The following is a 24,489-nucleotide window of genomic DNA, read 5'->3' as shown; positions in this document are numbered from 1 at the left end:
CCACCGTGCCCGCCACCCCGGTGCCCGCCACCCGCGTCCCCCCGGAGCTCCTGCGCCAGCTCGGCCGCCTCCTGACCGCCGACGGCGCCGAGCCTGCGGGCAGCACCGACCCGCGTGACCTGGCCGACGTGCTCTGGCTCGCGCGGGCCTGCGGGCTGCGCCCGGACGCCCCGCCGGACGTGCCGCAGGACCGCCCGGTCGCGGGGCTGGCGCTCCCGCCGCTGCCCGCCGTCGACCCGGCCGCGGACGAGCAGGCCACCGCGGCGTGGAGCGCGGCGCTGCGGGCCGCGGTGGACCGGGCGGCGGCCGAGAGCGGTACGACGCCGCAACCCGTTCCGCCGGGTCCGCCCACTCCCCGACCCGCCGAGCCCGAGCCGGTGATCCCCCTCCACCTGCCGCCCGCACCCGGCCCGCCGGCCGCGAGTGCCGCACCCGCCGCGACCGTCCGCAGCCCCGCCCGGCCCGCACTCACCGGCACCCTCGCCCTCTCCCGCGCCCTGCGCCCGCTGCGCCGCACCGTCCGCTCCACCCGCGAACTCGTCCTCGACGAGGAAGCCACCGTCTCCGCCTCCGGCCAGGCCGGGCTGCTCCTCCCGGTCTGGCGCGGCGCCCCCGAACGCTGGCTCGACGTCGACCTCGTCATCGACGGCGGCCCGACCATGGCCGTCTGGTCCGCCCTCGGCGACGACCTCGGCGCACTGCTGCGCCGCCACGGCGCGTTCCACCGCGTACGCGTGTGGTCCGTCCACGACCGCGACGGGGCGCCCGCCCTGGCACCGCGCGGCGCGACCGCGCAGGGACGGGAGTTCGGCCTGACCGCCGACCCGCGCGGACGCCGCGTGATCCTGCTGCTCACGGACGGCGTCGGCCCGCTGTGGCACAGCGGCGCGCTGCCCGCGGCCATGCGCGGGTGGAGCCGGCACGCCCCGGTCACCGTCCTCCAGGTGCTGCCGCGCCGCCACTGGCACCGCACGGCTCTACGGCCCGTCCCGGCCCGCGCGCGCCTCCGGCCGGGGGAGCGGCCGACGGTCGTCCACGCGCCCGAGGACGACGGGTGGGGCGCCCCCGGGACGGCCTGGGCCGGCGTCCTGGAACTGCGGGCGGACTGGCTCGCCCCCTGGGCGCGCATGCTGTCCGGACGGGCATCGGACTGGACGCCGGCCCTGGCCGTGCCGCTGGACGGGCACGCGACCGGCCCCGAGCCGTCGCCGCCCGCCGACGAACCGCCCGCCCACCTGCTCGCCCGCTTCCGGCGGGAGGCCTCCCCGACGGCGTACGAACTCGCCGGCCTCCTGGCCGCGGCGCCCCTCAGCCTGCCGGTCATGCGGCACGTGCAGGCGGCGATGCTCCGCGACTCCTCCGCCATGCACCTCGCCGAGATCTACCTGTCCGGCCTGCTCGAACGGCGCTCCCCGGTACGGCCCGGCGAGGACCCGGAGACGGTGCTGTACGACTTCCGCCCGGGCGTGCGGGAGCGGCTGCTCGGCACGCTGACGCGCAGCGAGTCCGCCCAGGTCCTGCGGGTGCTGGCCGGGGTGTCCCAGTCGGTGGCGGGCGCGTTCGGCGGCACGCTCGACTTCCGCGCCCTGGCGGCGCTCGCCGACGCCGGCTCGGGCACCGGAGCCGGACTGCCGGCGGAGAGCGTCCCGTTCGCCGAGGTGGCGGTGGAGGTGCTCCGCGGCCTCGGCGGCGCCGACCGGGCACTGGCGGAACGGCTGGCGGTGAGCCTGCCGGCGGGGGCGCGGGCGGCCGGGGAACGGGTGGCGGTGGAACCCCAGGCGGAAGCGACGCCGAAGAAGCGGGCCCGGAAGCGGGAACCGGACGCGTCGCCCATGGTGATCCCCGGGGCGGCGATGGAATTCGCCGCGTGGTTCCCCGACCTGAACGGTGCGGACGAACCCCGCCCGGAACGGCGCTGGTGGCAGCGGCGCAGGCCGGCGGGCGGGGAGACCGCCGTGCCCCCTCCCGACGCGACCCGGCCGGCCTGGAACAACCTTCCGCCCGACCTGCCCGACGTGACGGGCTGGGAGAGCCGGCTCGTCCAGGTCGAGCGCATCCTGCATCCCGACGGCTCCGCGGCGGGAGCCCGCCGTACGGTCCGGCCGGCCGGCCGTTCGCTCTGTGTGCTGCAAGGCCCGAACCACACCGGCAAGACCTCCGTGGCGCTCGCCTACGCGCACCTCCACCTCGCCGACTACACGATGGTGTGGTGGGTGGACGGCCGCAGTCGCGACACGGTCGCGCGGTCCCTCGACAGCCTGGCCGCCGTGCACGGCGCGCCGCCGGGAAGCGACGTCACGACCGAGCGGAACCGGTGGCTGACCGAGCACCCGGGCTGGCTGATCGTCATCGACGACCTCGGCAGGGACTTCCCCGACCACGAGCGCTGGATGGCCGGTACGTCACCGCGCACCCTGCTGGGTGACTGCTGGCCGCCCGACGGCTACGGCAGCGTCCTGATCACCTCCCGCGTGGTGACCACCGAACGCGCCGTGCTGGACGGACACGTCCTCCAGTTCCCCGCCTACCAACGGCGGTCCGAGCCGCGCTCCGCGGCCTCCACGAAGGCGGCGGAGGACGACCTCGCCGCCCTGCCCGACGTGCTCTCCCGGGCCACCGACACCGCGGTAGCGCCGAGGACCGGGGCCGGCCGGGAACCGGCCCGGCCGGCACCCGAACCACCGGTCGACTACGGTCCGCTGCTCGCCGGACTCGGCGGCGAGGCACTGGACGCCCTCGCGGTCTGCGCGTTCCTGGACCTCGCCGGAATATCCGTGGAACTGGTCAACCACGGCCTGCGCGCCTCCCACCGGAGGGGAGCGTCGCTCTCGCCCGACGCGTTGGAGCAGGTGTCCGCCGCGCGGTTGCTGCGGCTCGTTCCGGACGGCCGCGGTTCGCTGTCCTTCCACATGGCGGTCGGCCTGCAGCGCGCCGTCCGGGCGCGGATGACGTCCGACGAGCGGAAGGAGTGGGCGACCACCGCCCTCCGCGCCGTACTCGAAGGCTTCCCGCCCGACCCGACGCCCCGCGAGGGCTGGGCCGCCTGCACGGCTCTCCTCCCGCACGCCCACACGGTGCTCCAACACCCGGCACTGGAGGGCGACGTGGTGCAGCCCGCTGCCGAGCTCCTCTACCGGCTGGCGAGGTTCCGTGCGGCCCAGGGCGACTACGACGCCGCCGAGGCGTACCTGCGTCAGCGCCGGACGCTGGTCCGTGGAGCGCCGGGCACGTCGGTGTACGCGGTGGTGCTGATGGCCGGCGTCCTCTACGGTGCGGGCCGGTTCGACCAGGCCCTCGAAAGCGTCGAGGAGGCGCTCGCGCTGCCCGGGGGCGGGACCGTCCGCGCCCGCCGACTGGCCGCCGCCATCCACCGGGAGCGGTACCGACTGGACGCGTCCAGAAGCGAGTTGTCCGCGGCGGCCGAGACGATCAGGTCGGCCCGCACCCCGGCCGTGTCCGACCTCCTCGTCGAGGCGGAGGTCCACCGCGAACTCGGCCTCACCGAGTTGGAGGCCGGCGAGCTGGACGTGGCCGAGACCCACCTCGAACACGCCTGGACCGGGCTGCTCCGCTTCGGCTCGGACCTGCCGGCCGGCGCGGAGGTGCTGGAGGTGGCGATCCGGCAGGACCGCGCCCGGCTCTCCCTCCTCCAGGACCGCCCCAGCCTGTCGGCCTGCGAAGTCCTGGCCGCGGCGATCCGCAAGGCCGGGACCGGTCAGGACGTCGAGGGGCTCGACGTGATCATGGCCGCCAGCGAGACGCTGGTGGACGTCATGCGCGAGTACCTCGACCAGCTGAAGTCCCGCTGGGAGGCCAGTCCGGAGACCTACCAGCAGCTCCGCGTCCGGCAGTTGGCGCAGATGGCGGCCGTCGCCGACGCGGTCCTGGCCTACCGCCGGGAACGCGCGGAGAAGCAGCCCCACCGCCTCGCCGTCGCGCTCGACATGTACGGCATGGTGCTGTCCGCCCTCGGGCGGCACGACGAGGCCGAGGCCGCACTCGACGAGGCGGCGGTCCTGCACCGCCGGGTCCACGGAGAGAGCCGCCCCCACCCCGCCCTGGGAGAGAACCGCTGGCGCCTGGCCCAGGTACTGGCGGCGAAGGGGGACGGCGAGGAGGCCGCCCGCCTGGCCGGCAGCGCCCACGAGTACCTCCGTGAGTGCCTCGGCCCCGACCATCCCCGCCTGCGCCCGATCGCGCGCTTTACCGGCGCCGGATGAGGTATTCGGAAATTGACCGGGAGCAGTCATTCGATGCCAGTGATGAAACGTTTCTTCAGAAAAGGGGTCGGGAGAAATTCCTGACCGAGTATCAGAACGATATCGATGACTCCCGAGGGGCGCGCACATCCGCCGGAACCCTGACACTTGGCGCAGGGTTCCGGCGTCCTTCCGAGGAGTGGCAGAGTGAGCGACCCGCAGGACGCATCCGCCAGGCCGAGGCCTGAGGCAGGTCGGTTCATGCCGACGGACGGCGCCGGTTCGGAACAGCAACCGATTCCTGTGCCCGGCATGCAAGAGCTCCGTGACGTATGAGGTTTCCGGGTTCGCCTTCCTGGACGCGGCCGTCGGAATTCCGGGCGATGCGCAGGGAGCGGCCGGGAAAATCGCCACCTTGAGGGGAACGGATGGCCGCCATGAAGGAAACCGCACTCAGGGCGCTGGGCAGAGCCGTGGCCGGCACCGCAGTCCTGGCCCTGCTCGCGGCGTGCTCCGGCACGCCGCTCCCGGCACCGGCCGGTGGCCCCGGGGCGGCCGGAGGCGCGGCCGCGCCGAGCCCGGCGGGCGGGTCGGGCATCGAGGGCCTCGTCCTGCCCCGCGGCGGCCCGGCCGCGACCCCGAAGGCCGCCGGGCTGCGCGGGCTGACCGCGGCGCAGATCCTCACCGAGGCCGGGACGAACTCGGACCAGGTCACCTCGTACCGGAAGAAGACGGTCGAACACGCGCTGTCGTCCATCGGCAGCAACCCCGTCTCGTACGCCGAGGGGGTCTGGGACGTCCACGTCACGCCCGTCGGCTGCGCGGGCACGCTGACGGCGACGCCCGCCCCGAACGGCGGCGCGGCGGCGGTGCCGGAGGTGGTGGAGGCCGTCCTGATCGGGGCCGACGAATGGGTCAGGTCCAACGCCGCCGGCGCCCGGGACTGGACCCCGGACCTGCCGGCGGACCGGGTCGGCACGTGGGTCAAGCAGACGTCGGACGCGCCCACGAGCCCGCTGGACGCCGACGTCTGCGATGCCGGCGGCGACGGGTCGAAGACGGACCTGAGCGACGTCGGCACGGTGACCGCGGGTCCCGCCGTGACCGTCGACGGCCAGGCCTGTCTGACCTTCGCCGAGGCGGAGAGCGGGGCCGTCTTCGCGGTCACCGACACCGACCACCCGTACGTCGTCGCCGCGCAGCTCGCGGCGCTGCCGGGACAGCCCGGGCCGGCCGGCACCGCCCCCGCCGGGGTCCAGCCCGCCATGACGACCGTGGTCAGCGAGATCGGTTCGGCGTACCCGATCGCCGCGCCGCCCGCCGACCAGGTCTACGGCGGCTGATCACTGCGGGCGCCGCCGGGGCCGGGGCCGGGAGTCGGGGCCCCGGCGGCGGCGCGCCGGCCGCGGCTTCTCCTCCGGGCGTGTCGGAGACCGCCGCAGTGGGAAAACGGCTCGTTGCCACCCGTTGTCCAGGGGGCGGGAAGGAGGCGGCGATGCACGGGCGTGCGCTCTCGGCGCAGGAGCGGCAGGTGCTCGCGGAGATCGAGGCGGGGCTGCGGGCGACGGACGGGCGGCTGCACCGTCGGCTCAGCACGATGAGGCCCCGGATGTCGCCGTGGTTCCCGGGGGTGGCCCGGGTGGCCGGGCGGGTGCCCATGACGGCGCTGATGGTGCTGGTGGCGCTGTCGTTCATCGTCCTGCGCGCGAGCATGCATGCCCCTTCGGCCGTCGACCTCACGGCCGTCGGCCTCGTGTGGGCGGCGGTGCTCGTCCTGCTGTCCGCACGCGTCGTCGCCGGCCGTCGCAGGCGGCGGGGGCGCTGACGGGCCGGCGCGTCAGCGCTCGGGAACCCGCCGACGACGGGTGGAGCGAAGGTCGCTGACGACGGGTCGTTCCGGCCGCCGCGAATCCCGCGCGTGTTCGGCCGCCTCACCCGATCCGGCGAACCGGGCGGTGCGGTGCGCCGAGTCGTTCGCGGGGGGCTGGATACTCCGGGATCACGTGCGTGCCCACCACATCGTGCCGGAGGGGCCGCCGCACGCCTCCACCCCCGTCCGGAAGGACCTCCGTCATGCACCCGATCCCCGGCCCCGGCCGCCCCGACGTCGAGCAGGCCGCCGCCAGGTCGACCACCGCGACCACCGTCATGCCGCCCCCTGCCTTCGTGCCCGATCCGGAGGAGGCCGGAGCCGACGGGTACACGTGGCCCGGGCTGGACGAGGAGTTCACCCGCGAGGTCGTCGCGATCGCGCGGAAGTCCGAGGGGCGCGAGCTGGCCGAGTCCCAGGTCTTCGAGATCGTGCGGGCGCAGCCGCAGGCGCAGGGGCTGCCGCTGCGTCTGCGTTCGCACCTGCGTCGCGAGCTGGACGCGTTCGTCGCCTCGTACCACCGGGTGATCGAGACGGTCGTGGCCGCCTGGGAGCACGACCGCGGACTGCGCGAGGTCGTGACGGTTCCTCAGGCCCTGCACGATCACGTGGCCGCCGCCCGCGACACGCGAGTGCACCTGCTGCGGATCGACCTGTTGCCCCAACCCGACGGCACGCTCCGGGTGTTGGAGACCAACGCCAACTGCCCCGGCGGCCTGCCCGGCGCCGGCCGGGGCCGCACGGCCTGGCGGCCGCTGCTGGACCGGCACGGCATCAGCCTGCCGCCCCCGCTGCCCGCCGACGACCCCGCCTGGCCGGGGAGTTGGCTGGTGCGCGTCGCCGAGCAGCACACCGGCACCCGCCCCGAGACCGTCGCCCTGCTCTGCCCGGACGGCAGTTACCGCGCCGACACCCGCGACTACGACACCGCCCTGATGGCGCTCGGGGTCCGCGTCCTCCACGCGGACCCGCGCGAACTCGTGGCCGACGGGCGCCACGGCGTCACCCTGCACGGGGAACCGGTGCGGCACGCGTTCGCCAAGGTCGGCATCCAGGACCTGCTGCGGATGGGTGACGGAGCGGCGCCGTACCTGGAGGCCGTGCGCGAAGGCGGCCTGTTCGTGCAGAACGGGCTGCGCGGACGCCTGATCGGCGACAACAAGCTGTGCCTCGCGGTGCTCTCGGACCCGCGCTTCGCGCACCTCTTCGATCCCGCCGACTACCGGCGGGTCCACCCCGCCGTCCCGTGGTCGCGCAACCTCGCGCACTGCGACGCCGCGACCCTCCGCGCCGTCGTCCGGGACCGCGAACGCTACGTCCTCAAGCGGCCGTTGGACACCCGCGGCCACGGTGTGGTGATCGGCCGGGAGACCGCCGACGGGTCGGCCTGGGAGGCGGCCGTCGGCCTCGCGGGCGCCGAGGGGTGGCTCGTCCAGGAGTACGTGACCAGCCCCCACCTCCACGGTGTCGTGGACGGGCCGGCCCCCCGCCACGACGTGGCCCTGGGCGCGGTCGACGGCCGTCTGGTCTCCGCCTTCGCCCGCGCCAGCCACGGGGAGCGCCACAACGTCGCGGGCTCCGGGCGGCCGCACCCGGTGTACCTGTGACCCGGGCGCCGGGGCCTCCGCTCCGGCCGGCGCTCACGCCTCCGCTCCGGCGGGTGCTCACGCCTCCGCGAGGCGTCTGATCCCGTCCAGGGTCGTCCGCATGCCCTGCCGCAGCATGCCCAGCCTGAGCGCCATGATCTCCTCCTCGCGCCCGGGCTCGGCGGCGATGGCCCGGCTCAGGTACGAGCTGCCCGCGCCGAGGGTGACGGAGTGCCGGAGCCGGGTGCCGTCGCCCTCGGGTTCGAGGTCGAGCCGCCAGCGGGCCACCGGCCGGTCGAAGCCGCCCTTGAAGCCGCGGACGTCCCAGCCGATCGCGCGCTCCGGCCGGTGGTCGGCGATCCGCGAGACGGTCTCCCACTGCCCGAGGAGCTCGTTGCGGTTGCGGCCGACGAAGGTAGCGCCGACGGCCGGCCCGGTGGCGCCGTCGAGCCACTCGGCCTCGTACAGCTCCCCGCCGAACCTGGTCGGCACGGTGATGTCGCTGACCAGGGCCCAGACCCTCGCGCACGGCGCCGCGACGTACACGTCCAGTTCGACCGTCGGGCCGTCCACCAACCGCACCATCGTCGTCCTTCTTCCCCTGCCGCACCGTTGCGACGTCGGCCACCCTAGTGCTGACGGGCGGCGCGGCTCTACCGATCGGTAACCGGTTTCGCGCGGACGGCCCGTCCCGCCGCCGTCCGCGGTTGGCCTGCGGGGCGGGCCCGTTGGGGTTCGAACTGCTTCCGTGCGACGTGGTGAGGGCCCCGGGGACGGGTTGTCAGAGAGGCCTGCCAGGATGCTCCCATGCTCGTCACCCATCCTGACCTGGGCCTGGCCCGACCCCTGCCTCCACCCGCGCTGAGCGGGGAGTTCGAGGTGCACCTCACCGTGGAGCCGGGCGCCGTCGACGCGCTCGCCGAGTGGGCCGCGGCCAACGGCCTGACGTACACGCACATCCTGCTCGCCCGCGGCGCCGCCGTGTCGCAGCCGATGCTCAACCTCCGCGCCTCCGGCACGCTCGACGAGGTCGCCGCCGCGGCGGCCCGCACGGCGCGGCGCCTGACCGACGCGGGCTTCGCCGTCCTGCGGGCCAAGGTCGAGGCCACGCCCTGGGCCGACGGCGTCCCCGCGACGGACGGCGAGGCCGCGCAGCACGGGCCCGGGCGGTACTTCGAGCACCACGTCAAGCTGCTGCTCGTCCCCGGCGAGGACACCGTCCGGCTGGCCGCGCTCGCCGTGCGGCACGGCGCGCACCTGTCGCGCAACGCCCGCCGGGTGCGCGCGGACGGGCTGCGGGAGCAGTTCGTCACGCAGCGCTGCCGCCTGGTGGGGCTGGCCACGGCCGGGCGGCGGCTGGACGCGCTGCTGGGCGAGCTGGCGGTCGACGGGCGCGAGGTCGTCTCGGTGGAGCGGGAGTTCGTCGCCGTGGACAGTGACGAGGCGCTGGACAGCGGCTGGATCACTCAAGAGCAGTGCACCGAGGGCCGGAGCACTGGTGGAAGGGCCGCCGGGGGCCGGGTCGCCCCGCGGCGCGCGGAAGGAGCAGCACGATGACCGAGGACCGCACCGCGACGTGGGAGGACCTGCCGTACGGGCCCTGGGAGGACGTGGTGCTGCCGAAGCAGCCGCCGTCCGAGGAGGTCCGCGCCGAGCAGGACCTGCCCAGGAGCCTCCGGCCGATCGACGACGAGACCGTCACCCAGCAGCCGGTCTTCGACCCCGCCCTGGCCGGCTACGCCCGCGCGCTGCGCCCCAGCGAGCCCGCCTTCGCCGACCCCGCGGTGGCCGCGCGCTGGCTGGCGGCCCGGCGCGAGGCGCTGAACACGGTGCTGTCCGCCGTCGCCCGCTCCGCCTGGGCCGAGCACCTGGTGCTGCGGGGCAGCGTGCTGCTGCGCGCCTGGTACGGCGAGGAGGCGCGCGAGCCGGGCGATCTGGACTTCGTGGTGCGGCCCGTGGAGTGGCAGCTGGAGGACGAGCGGACGGGCCGCATGCTCGACGAACTCGCCGCCTCCGCCGACGAGTCGTCGTCGTCCGGGGCGGGCGCGTGCGGCGTGCGCCTGCACGCGGACCGGGCGGTCGCCGACGAGATCTGGACGTACAGCCGCGTGCCGGGCCGGCGCCTGGTCCTGCCGTGGACGGCGCCGGGCGTGCCCGAGGGCACCGTCCAGCTGGACTTCGTCTTCACCGAGCACCTGCCGGCCGAGCCGCGGCAGGTCGAACTCCCCGGCGTCGACGGCCCGCTGGTCGCCGCCACGCCGGAGCTCTCGCTGGCCTGGAAGATCCTCTGGCTGATCTCGGACAACCACCCGCAGGGCAAGGACCTCCACGACGCGGTCCTGCTCGCCCGCACGGCCCGGGTCCCGTACGAGCTGCTGCGCGACGTCTTCCTGCGCTCGGAGGAGAACTGGGCGTGGTGGCCGGTGCTCCCGGACGCGATCGCCGAACTCGACGTCGACTGGGACGAGTTCGCGAAGGACCACCCCGCCTTCACCGAAGCGGTCGAGGCGTACCCGGCCGAACTGCTCGTCTCCCTCGCCCCCACCTTCGCCGGACGCGGCGAGTACGCCCTGCGCGCGCTGTGGATGGCCCCCGTGGTGGACGGCCTGCGGGAGCTCATGGCCCGCGAGGGCCTCGACGCGGTCCTCCGGCACCTGAGCGAACGCCGCACCCGGCCGGAACGCCTCCTGATGGTGGCCTCCGAGTTGCTCGACGGCGACCTTGAGCGCGCCCACCAGGCCGTGATCACCCACCTGGACGACCCGGCGGACCCGCGCCTCAAGAAGCTCCAGGAGACCTGCACCCGCCTCACCGCCGACCGAGCGGCCCCCACCGCTCCGTAAACCGGTGGCCGGCGCGGTGCGCTGCGGTGAATCGTCAGGGTGTTGACGTGTTGTATATCCGCCCCTGCGAGCGTTCGGACGCCCTGTCATACCTGAGCAAGGAGCGTCATCGGTGTTTCGAACGACCATGGTCCGCACGGCTGTCACCGGCGCGGCCGTTTCACTCTCGGTGCTGGGAGCCCTCGCCGTGGGCACGGGGGATCCCGTACGGCCGACCTCGCCGGCCCCGGCCTGCGACGGGTCCGCCGGCGTGTACTGCGCGGCAGGGCACATCATCTGGAACGGGACGGGGCTCCTTCCTTCTCCCGACCCGCAGCCGTAAGGGTTTCGGCGGCGGTCGCCAGTGCGGTGAGGAGCGGTTGCGCGTCGGCCGTCGCCCGAGGGCCCAGCCGGCCGAGCAGCAGGCGCGCGCCCGCCTCGTGACCCCGGGCCGCGCCGTGGTCGCCGCGGGCGGTCAGTGCGTGGGCCAGGACCAGGTGGGCGAGGGCGCGTTCGCGCTGTCGCCCACCTTCGTCCGCGAGGTCCAGGGCCCGCTGCGCCTGGTGGACGGCCTCGTCGGCCCGCCCGAGCAGGCGCAGCACGTCGGCCAGGCGGCTCCGGGCGGCCGACTCGCGGTCGAGGTCGCCGGTGAGGCTCGCGCCGTCGATGCAGGAGCGTAGGTGTGCCGCGGCGTCGTCGAGTCGCGCCGACTCCTGGTAGGCGAGGCCGAGGACGTAGTGCACGTAGGCGGTCATCGCGGGGTCGGCCGCCGCGCCCGGTGTCGCGAGGATGCCGCGGCAGGCCGATGCCGCCCCGGCGGCGTCACCGCTGCGGACCCGGGAGAGGGCCGCGTTCGCGCTGCTCGCCACCTCGCCGGAGTGGTGCCCGAGTTGTCGGGCGATGGCGGCCGCCTCGTCGAAGGCCGTGATCGCCTCCTCGTGGCGGCCCTCGGCCTGGGCGATGAGGCCCTGATCGTTGAGGGCCTGCCGGAGGATGGCCCGGTCGCCGGCCTCCCGGCAGGCCCGGGCGGCCAGTCGGGCCTGGGCGTCGGCCTCGTCGAGCCGGGCGTGGGCCAGCAGGATCGTGCAGAGGAGGAAGCGCGACCGGCCCTCCGCCGTGCCGGCGTGGTCGCGGCCGTGGTCGCCGCACGCGACCGCCGCGTCGACGAGCAGGCGGGCCGCCTCCTCGGCCCGGCCGCCCAGGGCGCCGAGGCCGAGCGGGGTGAGGGCGATCAGCAGGTCGATGGCCGCGCGCAGGGCGGCCACCGGGAGCAGGGGCACCGTCGCGACGGCGGCTGCGAGCGCCACGGCACCGGGGATCTCGGCCCGCGCCCATCGGCGGGCGTCCGCCGGGTCGGTGAAGTCCCGGGCGGCGGCCGACGGCGGGCGCGGCGAGCCGAAGACGTCGGCGACCGGGTCTCCGGGAACGGCGAGGGCGAAGGCCGTGCGGGCGCAGCCGAGCAGGAGCGCCAGCAGCCGCTCGTGGGCGGCGGCCCGTTCGTGCTCGCCGGTCCGCAGCGAGGTCCGGCGGGCGAAGGCGCGCACGAGGTCGTGGTAGCGGTAGCGCCCGGCGCCGATCGACTCCAGCAGGGCCTGGTCGACCAGTGCCTCCGCGAGGCGCTCCGCCTGGTCCTCCGTCAGGCCGAGGACTGCGGCCGCGGCGGCCAGGCCGATGTCGGGTTCCACCCAGGCGAGCATCCTGAACGCCGTTGCCAGGGGCGGCGGAAGCAGCCGGTAGCCGACCGCGAAGACCTGCTCGATCTCGACGTCTCCCGTGCGGAGCGCACCGATCCCGTCGTCGGCCAGGTGCCGCACGAGGTCGGCGATCGGCTGGTCGGGCTCGGCGGCGAGCCGGGCCGCCGCGATCCGTACGGCCAGGGGGAGCCGGCCGCAGGCCTCGACGAGCAGCGCGGCCTGGACGCTCTGCGCGGACCGGCGCGCCCTGCCGATCACCGCGTCCAGCAGCCCGAGCGCCTCGCGCTCGCTGAACACGTCCAGCGCGATGTGCAGCACCGACGGCACGCTGTTGAGCACCGCGCGGCTGGTGACGACGACCGCGCAGTCCGGCGATCCGGGCAGGAGGGGCTGGATCTGGGCGTCGTCGCGCGCGTTGTCGAGGAGGATGAGCAGCCGTCGTCCGGCGGTGGCGGTGCGGAAGAGGGCGGACCGGCCCGCGAGGTCCTTCGGGACGGCGGCCTCCCGGACGCCCAGCGCGGTGAGGAAGTCCGCGAGGATGTCCGACGCGCTCGCGGGCACCAGGTCGGCGCCGCGCAGGTCCGCGTACAGCCGGCCGTCCGGGAAGTCGGGGCGTACGGTGTGGGCGGCCCGAACGGCGAGGGCCGTCTTTCCGACGCCGCCCATGCCGGTGACGGTCACCAGCCGCAGGCCGGGGCCGGTCCGTTCGGTCAGTGCCCGTCCGATCCGGGCGATGTGCTCCTGCCGCCCGGTGAACTGGGCCGGGGGCGGAGGTAGTTGGTCCAGCTGAACGGGCCGGCTGGGTGCGGGAGCGGTCCTCGGCCCGGCGGGGGAGTCCGCATCGAGTTCGTGGCACAGGGCCGATAGCTCGGGCCCCGGTTCGAGTCCCAGGTGTTCCATGAGCCGTAATCGGAGCGCGTCGTAGACCGCGCGCGCCTCGGGCATCCGGCCCTGTCGTTGTAATGCGCGGATGAGCAGCCCGTGCAGGCGCTCGCGGAACGGATGGGCGGTGGCCAGCGCCTCCAGCTCCGGCAGGCAGCCGGAGGGGCCGTCGAGCGCCACGTCGAGGGCGAGCCGCTCCTCGCGCAGGGCGAGGCGCAACTGCGACAGCCGTTCGCGCTCGCGGCGCATGAGCGGCCCGGGCAGGCCGGCGAGCGGCTCACCGCGCCACTGGGCCAGTGCCTCGGTCAGCATGTCCCGGGCATCCGCGGGCCGTTCGGCGGAACACTTCCCGGCCTGCTCCTTGAGGCGCCCGACCCGCCACAGGTCCACACGGTCCGGTTCGACCGCCAGGCGGTACCCGCGCGCCTGGGACAGCAACACCCTCGGCGAGTCGCGGACGGGCTCCAGCAGGTTCCGCAACCGCCACACGTAGGTCCGCAGGGTGACGTCCGGCGCACCGGACGGCCGTTCGCCCCACAGCCCGGCGACCAGCTCCTCCACCGGGACGACCGTGTTCGGCCGCAGCAGCAGGGCGGCCAGCACGGACCGCTGCCGCGGGCCGCCCAGCGCCACGTCCGCACCGGCGCGCCGCACGCGGAGGTCGCCGAGCAGCGCGAAGCTCGGCCGGTCCGGATCACTGCCTGGCCGCACGGCGGTCCCCACAATCTGACGCAGCGTCGGATGCTGCCCCGGGCGCCCATCCTCGCTGGCGCGGCGCCTGGTTCGCAAGGGAAGGATCCGTGCGCAGGTGCCGGGTGCCGCCTGCGGGTTCCCGGGGACGTCCGTCCCCGGGAATCCGTGCGGGTCAGTACCGCTTGATGGCGGTGAGCCAGGCCTGGTTGCCCTGGGCGACGCCGGCGTAGCTGCCCTGCCACTGGCGGGCGGGGGCGCCGTTGTCGGTGCGCCAGTCGGCGATCTCCAGCAGCTTGGCGGAGTTGAAGTTGGCGATGCCGAGCTCGCCCCGGTCGCCGAGGGTGCCGACGTAGTTCCAGTGCTGGTTGCCGCCCCAGGAGCAGTCCCACTGGCGGGCCGGGGCGCCGTCGTCGGTGCGCCAGTCGGCGATCTCCAGACACTTGCCGGAGTTCCGGTTCACCAGCTCGAAGCCGCCGTCGTCGGGCACGTAGTCCCAGATCTGGTTGGCGCCGCCGGTGCAGTCCCACTGGCGGGCGGGGGCGCCGTCGTCGGTGCGCCAGTCGGCGATCTCCAGGCACTTGCCGGAGTTGACGTTGACCAGGGTGCTGGTCGTCGGGTTGCCGAAGCTGCCGCCGACGGCGGACGCGGAGGTGGCCGGCACGGCGGCGGCCAGCGTGAGGGCGGCACCGGCGGCGACTGCGGCCGTACGGGCGCGGGGGAGGGCGTTGCGGATGGTCAAGAAGGACCGGTCCCTTGCACGAGGAGCAGGAGCAGGGGAGGCGGGCGGACGCGCACGCGCCCCCGATCCGCGTCGGCCCGGCCCCGGTACGACACCGGTGTTCCGTTCCCCCTACGGTTCGGACGGGTGTCCGCACCGCCGACGCGCGTGAATCGTACGCGGGTGCGGGTGAACGGCGGGCCAAGAATCGATCAAGGACGGGAAAGCCCGGTCGGGCCGCGCGGACGTCAGGTCTTCGGGGGCTGCGGCTGGGCGTCCGATCGGGACGGGCTTGCCGGTGACGGCATCGGTCAATGGCCGTGTGCCGAGGGGTTGGTGAAGGACGGTCTTGACCTGCGCGTATCCGCCGTCCTCGCAGCCGACGTCCGGGCCCGAGGCGTCCCGGCGGCTCAACAGCAGCGTGACCTGGTCCGCCGTCTCCCGTGCCACCAGGTCGGGCTTGTAGTCGCAGCCGCCCCAGCCGACATCCACGGTGATCGTGCGGTCGTCCGCCAGGACGGTCGGGTTCCACGCGTTGAGGCCGCCGCCGGCATTGATCCGGCCGAGGACCGAGGCGTCGCGCCGCGTGTACGGAAGCTCGTGGTAGGAGAACTGGTCCCACCACGTGTAGTAGCCCCCGGCCCCGAGCCCGATCAGCCCCACCACGGCCAGCCAGCGCTTGCGTGTCGTCGGTTCCACGTCCGCCCCTCCCCCTGTTGCGGATCATGGTAGTCCGGCCGTACGTACTCGCCGAGCGGTGGGCGGCACACCCTGCCGCGGTCGCCCGTACGGCCGTACCCGACCGATCCCTTCGGTCCGGTGTCGGAGCTCGCCGTGATGCCGTTGTTACTCTCCGGAGACTTGCCGCGCGGGGGAGCCGGTCACCGACCAGAAGCGAGGGAACGTGGACATGGCGAGCGTCGGCTCCGATCCGGCTCTGGCGACCCCCGCCGCACGGCTGGTCAGTGTGTGGCGGCAGCGCGACTTCCAGGTCCTGTGGTCGGCGCACACCGTGAGCGAGTTCGGGACGCGGATCACGTTCTTCGTCATTCCGGTGCTCGCGCTGACGACGCTCTCCGCGTCGACCGGCCAGCTCGGGCTCGTCTCGGCGATGGAGACCCTGCCATTCCTCCTGGTCGGCCTGCCGGCGGGCGCGCTGCTCGACCGGTGGGACCGCCGGCGCGTGATGGTCGTGGCGGACGTCGGCCGGGCCGTGGCGATCGTCGTGCTGCCGGTCGGACACCTCGCGGGGGTGCTGAGTGTGCCGCTGCTCTGTGCGGTGGGGTTCGCCATCGGGCTGTGCACGGTGTTCTTCGACATCGCCGACCAGGCCTTCCTGCCGACGGTCGTGGCGCGCGAGCAGACCCCGGACGGCAACAGCAGGCTCGAATTCTCCCGCTCGACGGCGGAGTTGGCGGGGCCCAGCATCGGTGGACTGCTGCTGCAGGTGGTCACCGCGCCGCTGGTCCTGGTCGTCAACTCCGTGAGTTACCTGGTGTCCGCGCTGTTGCTCTGCCTCATCCGGATTCCCCGGACGCAGGTGTCGCAGCCCGCGGTCAGGGCCTCGATGCGCAGCCAGATTGCCGAGGGACTGCGGTTCGTCTTCCGTCATCGGACCCTGCGGTCCCTGGCGCTGGCGACGGGCATCAGCAACCTCGTCGGGCTGGGCGGCGCGCTGGGGGCGGTCCTGACCGCGTACGCCCTGCGCGACCTCGGGCTGTCGCCGGGGGAGCTGGGGTTGGCCCTGAGCGTGGGCAACTGCGGTGCGCTGCTGGGGGCGGCGCTCAGCAGCCGGCTCATCAGGCTCGTCGGGCTCGGTCCGGTCCTGGTCGCGGCGAAGTCGATGTCGGGGATCGCCGTGCTCGTGCTCGCGACGGCGGCGCCGGCCCGCGCGGTGCTCACGCTGAGTGTCGCGACCGGCATCATGGCGTGCGGCATCACCGTCTACAACATCAGCCAGGTGAGCCTGCGCCAGGCCATCACGCCCACCGGCCTGCAGGGCCGGATGAACGCCTCCGTCCGGTTCGCCATCTGGGGCACCCGCCCGGTCGGGGCCCTGGCGGGCGGCTACCTCGGGTCCGTGCTCGGCACGCGCCTGACGCTGTGGACGATCGCCGGGATCGGCCTGCTCTCCTGCCTGCCGCTGATCGCGACGGAGGACGTGCGGACGCTGCGGGCCTTCCCGTCCCTGCTGCTCGACTGACCGGAACCACGGCCTTTCACAGCTGGGCAAGATCCCCCGGCGGTCTTCCGGTGGCGGTGACCGCCCAAGCGGCCTCGATCATCCGGAAGACCTCGTCGACGACGGCCTCCGGGTCGGCGGCCTCGCGGGCCAGCGAAAAGGCGCCGATCACGAACCTCGCGATCGCCCGGCAGGCCGTCGCGGTCGGCACCGGCCCGGGCTGCGGCCGCGACCGGGACTGGGCGGCGATGGCCGTTGCCAGCGAATCCGCATGACGCAGCCTCATCGACTCCTCGTACGCCCGCAGGGCGGGTGACTCGTCGATCATGCGCCAGACCGGGGCGGCGCCGTCCGCCGTGCAGTGCCGCACCATGGCGTGGATCTCGCGACGCAGCGCGGGGACGAGCGCCTCGTCGGGCGAGCGGTCGGTGACCGCCTTGGTGAGGCGCTGCTCGAAGTCCTCGTCCTGCTCGAACACCAGGGCCTCTTTCGAGGCGAAGTGGGAGAAGACCGTGGTGACGGCGACGTCGGCCTCGGCGGCGACCTCGCGGATGCCGACCGCGTCGTAGCCGCGGTCCAGGAAGAGCCGCAGGGCGGTGTCGGCGATCTTCTGACGGGTCGCGGCCTTCTTGCGCTCCCGGCGCCCGGTCTGCCCGGTCCGCCCGGTCTGGGCAGTCGGCTCGGCTGGCTCGGTCATGTCGTGATGCTACCAGGCATGAAAATGAAACAGTTCCAAAATCCTAACCGTTAGTGTTACGGTCGGCCGCATGAAGAACATGAAGAAGGTGAGCTTCGCCGAGTTCGGCGGCCCGGAGGTCCTGCACCTGGTGGACGCCGAGGAACCCCACGCGGGCCCCGGCCGGATACGCATCGCGGTGCGGGCGGCGGGCGTGAACCCCGTCGACTGGAGGATCCGCGAAGGTCAGGTCCTGGGGGCCCATCCGACCCGCCTGCCGTCCGGCGTCGGGCTGGACGCCGCCGGGGTGGTGGACGAGGTCGGCGAGGGCGTCGACGACGTCGAGGTCGGCGACCACGTGTTCGGCGAAGGGGTCGACACCTACGCCGAGTTCGCCGTCCTGTCCGCCTGGGCCCGGATGCCCGAAGGGCTGACGTTCGAGGAGGCGGCGGGTTACCCCTCCGTGGTCGAGACCGCGCTGCGCATCATCCGCGAGGTCGGCGTGCGGCCCGGGCAGACGCTGCTGGTCTGCGGCGCGTCCGGCGGAGTCGGATCGGCGGTGCTGCAGATCGCCCGCGACCGCGGCATCGCGGTCATCGGCACGGCCGGCGCCGCGAACCAGGACTACCTGCGCGGCCTGGGCGCCGCCGCCACGACCTACGGCCCGGGCTGGGCCGAGCGGGTGCGGCGGCTCGGCCGGGTCGACGCGGCCCTCGACCTGTCCGGCTCCGGCGTGATCCGTGAACTCGTCGAACTGACCGGGGACGCGCGGAAGGTGGTCTCCATCGCCGACCTCACCGCACCCGGGCTCGGCGTCCGCTTCTCCGGCGTGGCCGGGAGCGTGCCCGACGCGCTCGCCGAGGCCGTCGACCTCATCTCACGGGGGCTGCTCCACATCCCGGTCGACAAGGCGTACACCCTCGCCGAGGCCGCCGCCGCGCACGCGGACAGCCGGGCCGGGCACACGCGCGGGCGCCGGGTCCTGGTCGTCCGAGGCGACTCACGCGCTGTGTCCGTTCCCGCCGATCGAGTCGCTTGACTTCAAGTCGACTTCAGGTACGAGACTGCACGACATGCCGAAGAACACCGCAGTCATCGACGACCTGACCGACCCTCAGCGCACCGACTCCCTCCCGCTGGCCGACACCGTGCTCGACGAGATCGCCGGCCGACTGGTCGGCGGAGCGACGGTGGTCGGCATCGGGGAGTCCACGCGCTTCTCGCGCGAGACCTTCGGGGTGCGGGACCAGCTGTTCCGCCGGCTCGTTCGGGACCACGGCTTCCGCGCGCTGGCCGTCCAGGACGACGCGGGCGCCGCCGCAGCCCTCGACGCGTACGTGAGCGGGGGAGAGGGCTCGGCCGCGTCCGCGCTGGCCGGGGCCTGGCGCCCGTGGCGCACCGCCGAGATGGTCGCCGCCCTGGAGTGGATCCGGGCGTTCAACCGGGACCACGCGGACGATCCGGTCCGGATCTTCGGTGTGAAGCCGCTCCAGGCGGTGCCCGCCGACTACGACGCCGTCCTGGAGCACGTGCGGTTGGTGGCGCCGGAGCGGCTCGCGGAGGTGGCGGCCCACCTGGATCCCATCCGCACCGTCCACGAGATCGAGGAGCACGTGCAGCGGGCGCGCGGCGTCCACCCCGGCCGGCCGTTCGTCGAACACGCCCGTGACGCACTCGAGTTGGTCGAGTCCACTCCCGGCGCCGACGACGCGTCCGCGAGGATGCGGCTGATCGTGGAGTACCACGAGCGCAGCGTCGCCGGGCGCGGCAACTACGCGGGCGAGGCCGAGGTGTGGGCCGAGGCCGTCGCCGAGGCCCAGGGCCGGACCGGTGCGCGCACCGTCTACTGGGACGGCATCGCGCACACCTCGGCGGGCGAGGCCGTGGTGGGCCTGGCGGCCGAGCGCGGCTCGCAGGCCGGCGTCGGCAGCCTGCTGCGGGAGCGCTACGGCCGGCGGTACGTCTCCGTGGCGATCGGCTTCCACCACGGGGACCTCGGCGTCGCCGTCGTGCCGGGCCCGGCCGCGGACTTCGTCGACGCGAGGCTCGGTGAGACGGGCCTGCCCGCGCGCTGGCTGGACCTGCGTGACGAGGACGTGCGCGCGCAGTGGGACGGACCGGCGAAGGCCCGCGTCGTCAGCGGTGTCTACACCCCGGAGCGCGACGCCGCCGAACACCTGGCCGTCGCCTCCCTGGCCGACGCCTTCGACGTCCTCGTCCACATCCGCGAGGTCTCCCCGGTGCGCTGGCTGCCGTGAGCCCGGCCGGGACGGAGGGGCCTACCCGGCGGCCAGGATCCCGGCGACGGCGTCGATCACGGCGGGGTCGGTGAGGAAGTCGTTGTGCTTGAGGCATGACGTCTCGGTGTTGGCGGCGCCGTTCAGCGGGGTGCTCGCGTTGGGGAGGATCTGCTCGTCGCAGGGGGACCAGAAGGTCCAGTAGTGGACGGGGCCGGGCGTCTCGTCGTCCCGGTTCAGGTTGGTGACGACGTACGAGCCGGGCGTCATGTCGCGGCAGCCCTGGTCCCACGCGGCGCAGAGCCAGGCGAGGCCGGTGCCGTGGTTGGGACCGGCCAGGGAGATCCAGTTCGCGACCGTGCGTGCGCCGTCGCCGAACTCGACGTACCAGCGGCTCGGCAGGCTGCCCAGGCTGTGCGCGACGATGTCGACCCTGGCCGCGCCGGTCTTCTGGAGCACCTGGTCGACGTAGGCGGAGAGCCGGCCGGCCAGGACCTCGTTCGTGGACCGGGAGGTGTCGTACGACCAAGCGAAGATCCGGTCGGCCGGGAAGCCCTTCGCCTCCAGGCCGGAGATCGTGGCCCGCCACACGCCCGGGTCCGCGTTGCGTCCGTGGACGAGGACGACCGGGGTCGCCGGGCCGGCGTGGGCCGACGGGGCGACCCCGGGTGCCGCGAGCAGGAGCACGGACACGGCGGCAGTGAGGGCGGTGGCGGCGCGGCGCATGGCGTGTCCTCCGGTGAACGTCGGCGGGGTGACACAACTCCAGTGCAGGCCAACGATGTTACGTCACAGTACGTCCGAGAGGAACGTCCTCAGCCGCGGGCTCTGCGGCGCGCCGAAGACCGCCTCGGGCGGGCCGGACTCGACCACGACGCCGCCGTCCATGAAGGCGACGCCGTCGGCGGCCTCGCGGGCGAAGCCCATCTCGTGCGTGACGACCACCATCGTCATGCCCGCGCGGCCGAGGTCCGCCATCAACGAGAGGACGCCCTTGACCAGTTCCGGATCCAGCGCGGAGGTGGCCTCGTCGAAGAGCATGACCTGGGGGTCCATCACCAGGGCGCGGGCGATGGCGACCCGCTGCTGCTGCCCGCCGGAGAGCCGGCCCGGGCGGGCGTCCGCCTTGTGGCGCAGCCCGACCAGGTCGAGCTGGCGGAGGGCGGCCTCGGTGGCGGCGTCGCGGGAGAGGCCCTTGAGCTTGCGCAGGGGGAGGGTCAGGTTGCGCAGGACGCTCATGTGCGGGAAGAGGTTGAACTGCTGGAACACCATGCCGACTTGGCGGCGCAGCCGGTCGGGGTCGCGGCGCAGCACGCTCTCGCCGTCCAGCAGGACGTCGCCGCGGTCGGGCTCGACCAGGCGGTTGACGGCGCGCAGCAGCGTCGACTTGCCGGAGCCGGACGGCCCGATCACGCAGAGGGTGTTGCCCCGGGGGACGTCCAGGTCGACGCCGCGCAGGACGGGGTTGCCGCCGAGGGACAGGTGGAGGTCGCGGGTGGCCAGGCTGACCGGGGAGAACGCGGGGGTGGGTCGCTCGTCAGGCACGGGTCGCTCCCTCGGGCGCGGTGGTCGACAGTGGCTCCCGCAGCGCTTCCCGGGCGGGTGCCTCGGCGGGTGCCTCGGCAGGTGTCTCGGTGGGTGCCTCGGCGGGTGCCGGCTCGGTGACCCGGCGACCGTTCCGCAGACGGCGGTCGATCACGTTGACCAGGTGCGTCAGCGGCACGGTGAGCAGGAGGTAGAACAGCCCGGCGAGGACGAGCGCGGACTCGTTGCCCGTGGTGGCGGCGGCGTCCTGGCCGATCCGGAACAGGTCCCGCTGCCCGGCGGTGAGCCCGAGGAAGTAGATCAGGCTGGAGTCCTTGATGAGCGCGATGAGCTGGTTGACCCAGGCGGGCAGGACGCGCCTGATCCCGAGCGGGACGATGATCAGCCGCATCGCGGCGCTGTACCGGAAGCCGAGCGCGCGGGCGGCCTCCAGCTGGCTCGCCTCCACGCTCTGGATGCCCGAGCGGAAGATCTCGCCGAAGTAGGCGGCGGCGATCAGCGAGAGCGCGAGGATCCCCAGCGGGTACGGGTCGGGCCCCCAGATGCGTAGTCCCTGCGGGGCCAGCCCCACGCCGATCAGCAGGATGGTGACCGCGGCGGGGAGGCCGCGGAACACGTCGGTGTAGGCGCGGGCCGGCCACCGCAGCCAGCGGGTCCGGGAGATCCCGGCCACGGCCAGCAGCAGGCCGAGGACGGTGCCGATGACGGCCGAAGTCGCCGCGAGGATCAGCGTGTTGGGGACGCCGGTGGTGAGCAGGTCGGAGATCGCCTCGCGCATCGATCCCCAGTTGAAGAACGTCTCCGCCAGCGTGCCCAGCTGGTCCACGTCGATCTCCTGATTGGTGAGTAGGGCCGGATCGGCTGGGGGTCAGGGCGTCGCGGACGCGGTGGGGGCGGCCGGCGTCGACTGGCCCGCCGTCGCGCCACCGGACGCCGTCCCGCTGCCGGGGTGGAAACCGTCGGGCACGGCGCGGCCCGGGTAGTACTGGTCCTGGAGGCGGTTCCAGGTGCCGTCCGCGATGACCTCGTCGAGGCCCTTGTTCAGGGCGGCGAGCAGCTGCGGTCGGTCCGGCGCGACGGCGAAGGCGGTCGGCGAGGGGCTGAGCTGCTTCTGGACGAGCAGCACCTTGCCGCCGCTGTCGTTGGCGCTCTTCTCGCCGATCTCGGCGGGGGAGATCCAGGCCTCGGCGGTGCCGGTCTTCAGCTGGTTGAGCGCGCTGTTGTAGTCGGGGACGCGCACCGGGTTGAGGTTGCGCTTGGTGGCGTAGTCGTCCTGGACGGTCCCCTGCACGACGACGACCCGCTTGCCCGTCAGCTGGTCGAAGCTCGTGACGGACGAACCCGCGGGCACGTCGAGCCCGAAGTAGCCGAAGTCGTAGCCGTTCGTGAAGGCCACCGTCTTCTTGCGCGCCTCGGTGACGGTGATGGACGAACTGCCCACGTCGAACTTGTGGTTGGCGACCTGGGACAGCAGGGCCGAGAAGTCGGTCGAGGCGAACTGGACCTTCAGGCCGGCCTTGGCGGCGACGGCGGCGAAGAGGTCGTTGTCGAAGCCGGTGAACTTGCCGTCCTTGAGGTAGACGTTCGGCGGCGCGTCCGAGAGCGTTCCGACGTGGAGCGTCCCCGGCTCGGTGAGCTGGTACGGGTTGTCGGCGGACTTGGCGCCGGACGACGCGCTGCTGCTGCACGCGGTGAGGGGCACGAGGGAGGTGAGGGCAGCGAGGGCGGCGACGAGGACCCGGCGCGGGCGCATGGTGGCTCCAGAAAGGCGGTGGCGGTGAAGGAGGCGACCGTCGGTGAGCGGTGCCGAGACGGCGGTCCCGGCCCGGTCGGGCCGGTCGCGGGCCTCACCGCGTCGGTCGAACGATTGACCTGATCAATATCCGCCATGATCGTTGCCGAGGTGTTGCGGCGGTATGAAAGCTCCCCGGGCCGCCCGCCGGGCACCCGTTGACGCCGTCGGCGCAGTCCGGCTAGCTTCCACGGCATGCAGCAGCGCTCCATCGCCCTGACGACCCGCGGTCACATCGACCTCCTCCGGGTCTGTTCCGCTGCCTGTCGCTCCTGCTGAGAGCGCCCCGCCCGCCTGCCTCCACGGCCCGATCCGGCCGAGCCCATCGGCAGCCGTTGCGTGTAGTCGGCCCTCCCCGTCCGTGCACAGTCGAGGCGCGCTCCTGCCGTGCGCCGGACGACGACACCATCCCGCTGCGCCCCCCGAACCACTCCGGAGCATCCACCGTGAACGTCCACCTCCACTGGTTCCTGCCGACCGGCGGCGACGGCCGCGGCCTGGTCGACCGCCACGCCTACGCCAGCAACCTCGACGGTGCCGCGGGGAACGCCGTCCCCGGCCGGGCGGCCGCCGCCGTGCGCCGGCCCGACGTCGAGTACCTCGCGCAGATCGCCAAGGCCGCCGACCGGCTGGGCTTCGAGGCCGTGCTCACCCCGACCGGCACCTGGTGCGAGGACGCCTGGCTCACCACGGCCTTCCTCGCCCACGAGACCGAGCGCCTGAAGTTCCTCGTCGCCTTCCGCCCCGGCTTGATCTCACCCACCCTGGCCGCCCAGATGGCCGCCACCTACCAGCGGGCCACCCGCGGCCGGCTGCTGCTCAACGTCGTCACCGGCGGGGACGCCGACGAGCAGGCCCGCTTCGGCGACCACCTCGACCACGACGGCCGCTACGCCAGGACCGACGAGTTCCTCACCGTGGTGCGCGGCGCCTGGAGCGGGACGCCGTTCGACTTCGCGGGCGCCCACTACCGGGTCGCCGGTGCCCACGTGCCCGTGCCGCCGACGCCGGCCGTCCCGGTGTTCTTCGGCGGCTCCTCGCCCGCCGCGGGGCCGGTCGCCGCCAGGCACGCCGACGTCTACCTGACGTGGGGCGAGCCGCCCGCGCAGGTCAAGGAGAAGATCGACTGGATCCGCGGACTCGCGGAGGCCGAGGGCCGGGAGATCCGCTTCGGCATCCGCCTGCACACCATCTCGCGCGACTCCTCCCGCCACGCCTGGCAGGAGGCCGAGCGGCTCCTGGACGACATCGGCGACGCCGAGGTCGCGCGGGCCCAACACCTGCTGGGCCGCAGCGAGTCGGTGGGCCAGCAGCGGATGCTGGCCCTCCACCGGGGCTCCCGTGCCGAGCTGGAGATCCACCCGAACCTGTGGGCCGGCGTCGGCCTGGTCCGGGGCGGCGCGGGCACCGCTCTCGTCGGCAGCCACGAACAGGTCGCCGACCGGATCGAGGAGTACCACGCCCTCGGCGTCGACCACTTCGTCCTCTCCGGGTACCCACACCTGGAGGAGGCCTACTGGTTCGGCGAGGGCGTCCGCCCGGTGCTCCAGTCCCGCGGCCTGGTCGGACCCCTGCCCGGCCTGGTGTGACGCG

19 protein-coding genes are annotated in these 24,489 nt (G+C 74.3%); 10 read left to right on the top strand and 9 right to left on the bottom strand.

Going from position 1 to position 24,489, the window contains the following annotated elements:
* Window positions 1-5: 5 nt before the first annotated feature.
* From ACFXDE_RS08080 to ACFXDE_RS08065, 4 genes are all read left to right on the top strand, one after another.
* The gene (locus tag ACFXDE_RS08080) at window positions 6-4,220 is read left to right on the top strand and encodes an SAV_2336 N-terminal domain-related protein (protein ID WP_380491988.1); all 4,215 of its coding nucleotides are present in this window, start codon (window positions 6-8) and stop codon (window positions 4,218-4,220) included.
* A 416-nt stretch (window positions 4,221-4,636) separates the two neighbouring features.
* Complete coding sequence (locus ACFXDE_RS08075) at window positions 4,637-5,542, top strand: hypothetical protein (protein WP_380491986.1); 906 nt, start codon at window positions 4,637-4,639, stop codon at window positions 5,540-5,542.
* 152 nt (window positions 5,543-5,694) lie between these two features.
* The gene (locus ACFXDE_RS08070; protein WP_380491985.1) at window positions 5,695-6,024 is read left to right on the top strand and encodes a DUF3040 domain-containing protein; all 330 of its coding nucleotides are present in this window, start codon (window positions 5,695-5,697) and stop codon (window positions 6,022-6,024) included.
* 248 nt (window positions 6,025-6,272) lie between these two features.
* Window positions 6,273-7,676 carry a hypothetical protein gene (locus ACFXDE_RS08065; protein WP_380491983.1) on the top strand — a complete coding sequence of 468 codons (1,404 nt, stop codon included), beginning with the start codon at window positions 6,273-6,275 and terminating at the stop codon, window positions 7,674-7,676.
* A 57-nt stretch (window positions 7,677-7,733) separates the two neighbouring features.
* On the opposite strand, the gene ACFXDE_RS08060 is transcribed toward ACFXDE_RS08065, so the two are convergent.
* Window positions 7,734-8,240, bottom strand: a complete 507-nt coding sequence (locus ACFXDE_RS08060; protein ID WP_380491981.1) for an SRPBCC family protein — start codon at window positions 8,238-8,240, stop codon at window positions 7,734-7,736.
* Window positions 8,241-8,462: 222 nt separating this feature from the next.
* Here ACFXDE_RS08060 and ACFXDE_RS08055 point away from each other — a divergent pair, with 222 nt between their 5' ends.
* Both ACFXDE_RS08055 and ACFXDE_RS08050 read left to right on the top strand, forming a co-directional pair.
* Window positions 8,463-9,212, top strand: coding sequence for a hypothetical protein (locus ACFXDE_RS08055; RefSeq protein ID WP_380448950.1), 750 nt, complete (start codon window positions 8,463-8,465; stop codon window positions 9,210-9,212).
* Window positions 9,209-10,498, top strand: coding sequence for a nucleotidyl transferase AbiEii/AbiGii toxin family protein (locus ACFXDE_RS08050; protein WP_380491978.1), 1,290 nt, complete (start codon window positions 9,209-9,211; stop codon window positions 10,496-10,498). Before ACFXDE_RS08055 ends, ACFXDE_RS08050 begins: the two co-directional genes overlap by 4 nt.
* A gap of 272 nt (window positions 10,499-10,770) precedes the next feature.
* Here ACFXDE_RS08050 and ACFXDE_RS08045 read toward each other — a convergent pair whose 3' ends face one another.
* The 3 genes from ACFXDE_RS08045 to ACFXDE_RS08035 form a co-directional block, all read right to left on the bottom strand.
* Entirely contained in the window at window positions 10,771-13,764 is a 2,994-nt protein-coding gene (locus tag ACFXDE_RS08045) for a BTAD domain-containing putative transcriptional regulator (protein WP_380491976.1), read from the bottom strand.
* Between the two features lie 154 nt (window positions 13,765-13,918).
* Window positions 13,919-14,485, bottom strand: a complete 567-nt coding sequence (locus tag ACFXDE_RS08040) for an RICIN domain-containing protein (protein ID WP_380491974.1) — start codon at window positions 14,483-14,485, stop codon at window positions 13,919-13,921.
* Between the two features lie 111 nt (window positions 14,486-14,596).
* Window positions 14,597-15,163, bottom strand: coding sequence for a hypothetical protein (locus ACFXDE_RS08035; protein ID WP_380491972.1), 567 nt, complete (start codon window positions 15,161-15,163; stop codon window positions 14,597-14,599).
* A 211-nt stretch (window positions 15,164-15,374) separates the two neighbouring features.
* Between ACFXDE_RS08035 and ACFXDE_RS08030 the strand changes: the two genes are divergently transcribed.
* Entirely contained in the window at window positions 15,375-16,667 is a 1,293-nt protein-coding gene (locus tag ACFXDE_RS08030; RefSeq protein ID WP_380491970.1) for an MFS transporter, read from the top strand.
* 16 nt (window positions 16,668-16,683) lie between these two features.
* Here the strand turns inward: ACFXDE_RS08030 and ACFXDE_RS08025 are convergent, their stop codons facing one another.
* Window positions 16,684-17,343 carry a TetR/AcrR family transcriptional regulator gene (locus tag ACFXDE_RS08025; RefSeq protein ID WP_380491968.1) on the bottom strand — a complete coding sequence of 220 codons (660 nt, stop codon included), beginning with the start codon at window positions 17,341-17,343 and terminating at the stop codon, window positions 16,684-16,686.
* Between the two features lie 79 nt (window positions 17,344-17,422).
* Between ACFXDE_RS08025 and ACFXDE_RS08020 the strand changes: the two genes are divergently transcribed.
* Both ACFXDE_RS08020 and ACFXDE_RS08015 read left to right on the top strand, forming a co-directional pair.
* Window positions 17,423-18,361, top strand: a complete 939-nt coding sequence (locus tag ACFXDE_RS08020; protein WP_380492170.1) for an NADP-dependent oxidoreductase — start codon at window positions 17,423-17,425, stop codon at window positions 18,359-18,361.
* A gap of 34 nt (window positions 18,362-18,395) precedes the next feature.
* A complete protein-coding gene (locus tag ACFXDE_RS08015) occupies window positions 18,396-19,580 on the top strand; it encodes an erythromycin esterase family protein (RefSeq protein WP_380491966.1) in 1,185 nt (394 codons plus the stop codon).
* A 21-nt stretch (window positions 19,581-19,601) separates the two neighbouring features.
* On the opposite strand, the gene ACFXDE_RS08010 is transcribed toward ACFXDE_RS08015, so the two are convergent.
* From ACFXDE_RS08010 to ACFXDE_RS07995, 4 genes are all read right to left on the bottom strand, one after another.
* Entirely contained in the window at window positions 19,602-20,285 is a 684-nt protein-coding gene (locus tag ACFXDE_RS08010; protein ID WP_380491964.1) for an esterase/lipase family protein, read from the bottom strand.
* A gap of 63 nt (window positions 20,286-20,348) precedes the next feature.
* Window positions 20,349-21,104, bottom strand: coding sequence for an amino acid ABC transporter ATP-binding protein (locus ACFXDE_RS08005; protein ID WP_380445746.1), 756 nt, complete (start codon window positions 21,102-21,104; stop codon window positions 20,349-20,351).
* Entirely contained in the window at window positions 21,097-21,930 is an 834-nt protein-coding gene (locus tag ACFXDE_RS08000) for an amino acid ABC transporter permease (protein WP_380491961.1), read from the bottom strand. Before ACFXDE_RS08000 ends, ACFXDE_RS08005 begins: the two co-directional genes overlap by 8 nt.
* A 42-nt stretch (window positions 21,931-21,972) precedes the next feature.
* Entirely contained in the window at window positions 21,973-22,857 is an 885-nt protein-coding gene (locus ACFXDE_RS07995) for an ABC transporter substrate-binding protein (RefSeq protein ID WP_380491959.1), read from the bottom strand.
* Between the two features lie 485 nt (window positions 22,858-23,342).
* On the opposite strand from ACFXDE_RS07995, the gene ACFXDE_RS07990 reads away from it, so the two are divergent.
* Window positions 23,343-24,485, top strand: a complete 1,143-nt coding sequence (locus ACFXDE_RS07990; RefSeq protein ID WP_380491957.1) for an LLM class flavin-dependent oxidoreductase — start codon at window positions 23,343-23,345, stop codon at window positions 24,483-24,485.
* Window positions 24,486-24,489: the final 4 nt, after the last annotated feature.

Origin of the sequence: Kitasatospora sp. NPDC059408 (genome assembly GCF_042751525.1) — a bacterium.
Lineage (GTDB): Bacteria > Actinomycetota > Actinomycetes > Streptomycetales > Streptomycetaceae > Kitasatospora.
The sequence above is the reverse complement of the archived record's forward strand: the minus strand, read 5'-3'. Positions and strand labels throughout refer to the sequence as shown.

Excerpts from the sequence above, each read along its gene's own strand:
- ACFXDE_RS08075 (WP_380491986.1), top strand. The coding sequence starts at position 4,637 with ATGAAGGAAACCGCACTCAGGGCGCTGGGCAGAGCCGTGGCCGGCACC.
- ACFXDE_RS08070 (WP_380491985.1), top strand. The coding sequence starts at position 5,695 with ATGCACGGGCGTGCGCTCTCGGCGCAGGAGCGGCAGGTGCTCGCGGAG.
- ACFXDE_RS08065 (WP_380491983.1), top strand. The coding sequence starts at position 6,273 with ATGCACCCGATCCCCGGCCCCGGCCGCCCCGACGTCGAGCAGGCCGCC.
- ACFXDE_RS08060 (WP_380491981.1), bottom strand. The coding sequence starts at position 8,240 with ATGGTGCGGTTGGTGGACGGCCCGACGGTCGAACTGGACGTGTACGTC.
- ACFXDE_RS08055 (WP_380448950.1), top strand. The coding sequence starts at position 8,463 with ATGCTCGTCACCCATCCTGACCTGGGCCTGGCCCGACCCCTGCCTCCA.
- ACFXDE_RS08050 (WP_380491978.1), top strand. The coding sequence starts at position 9,209 with ATGACCGAGGACCGCACCGCGACGTGGGAGGACCTGCCGTACGGGCCC.
- ACFXDE_RS08030 (WP_380491970.1), top strand. The coding sequence starts at position 15,375 with ATGGCGAGCGTCGGCTCCGATCCGGCTCTGGCGACCCCCGCCGCACGG.
- ACFXDE_RS08025 (WP_380491968.1), bottom strand. The coding sequence starts at position 17,343 with ATGACCGAGCCAGCCGAGCCGACTGCCCAGACCGGGCGGACCGGGCAG.
- ACFXDE_RS08020 (WP_380492170.1), top strand. The coding sequence starts at position 17,423 with ATGAAGAAGGTGAGCTTCGCCGAGTTCGGCGGCCCGGAGGTCCTGCAC.
- ACFXDE_RS08015 (WP_380491966.1), top strand. The coding sequence starts at position 18,396 with ATGCCGAAGAACACCGCAGTCATCGACGACCTGACCGACCCTCAGCGC.
- ACFXDE_RS08010 (WP_380491964.1), bottom strand. The coding sequence starts at position 20,285 with ATGCGCCGCGCCGCCACCGCCCTCACTGCCGCCGTGTCCGTGCTCCTG.
- ACFXDE_RS07995 (WP_380491959.1), bottom strand. The coding sequence starts at position 22,857 with ATGCGCCCGCGCCGGGTCCTCGTCGCCGCCCTCGCTGCCCTCACCTCC.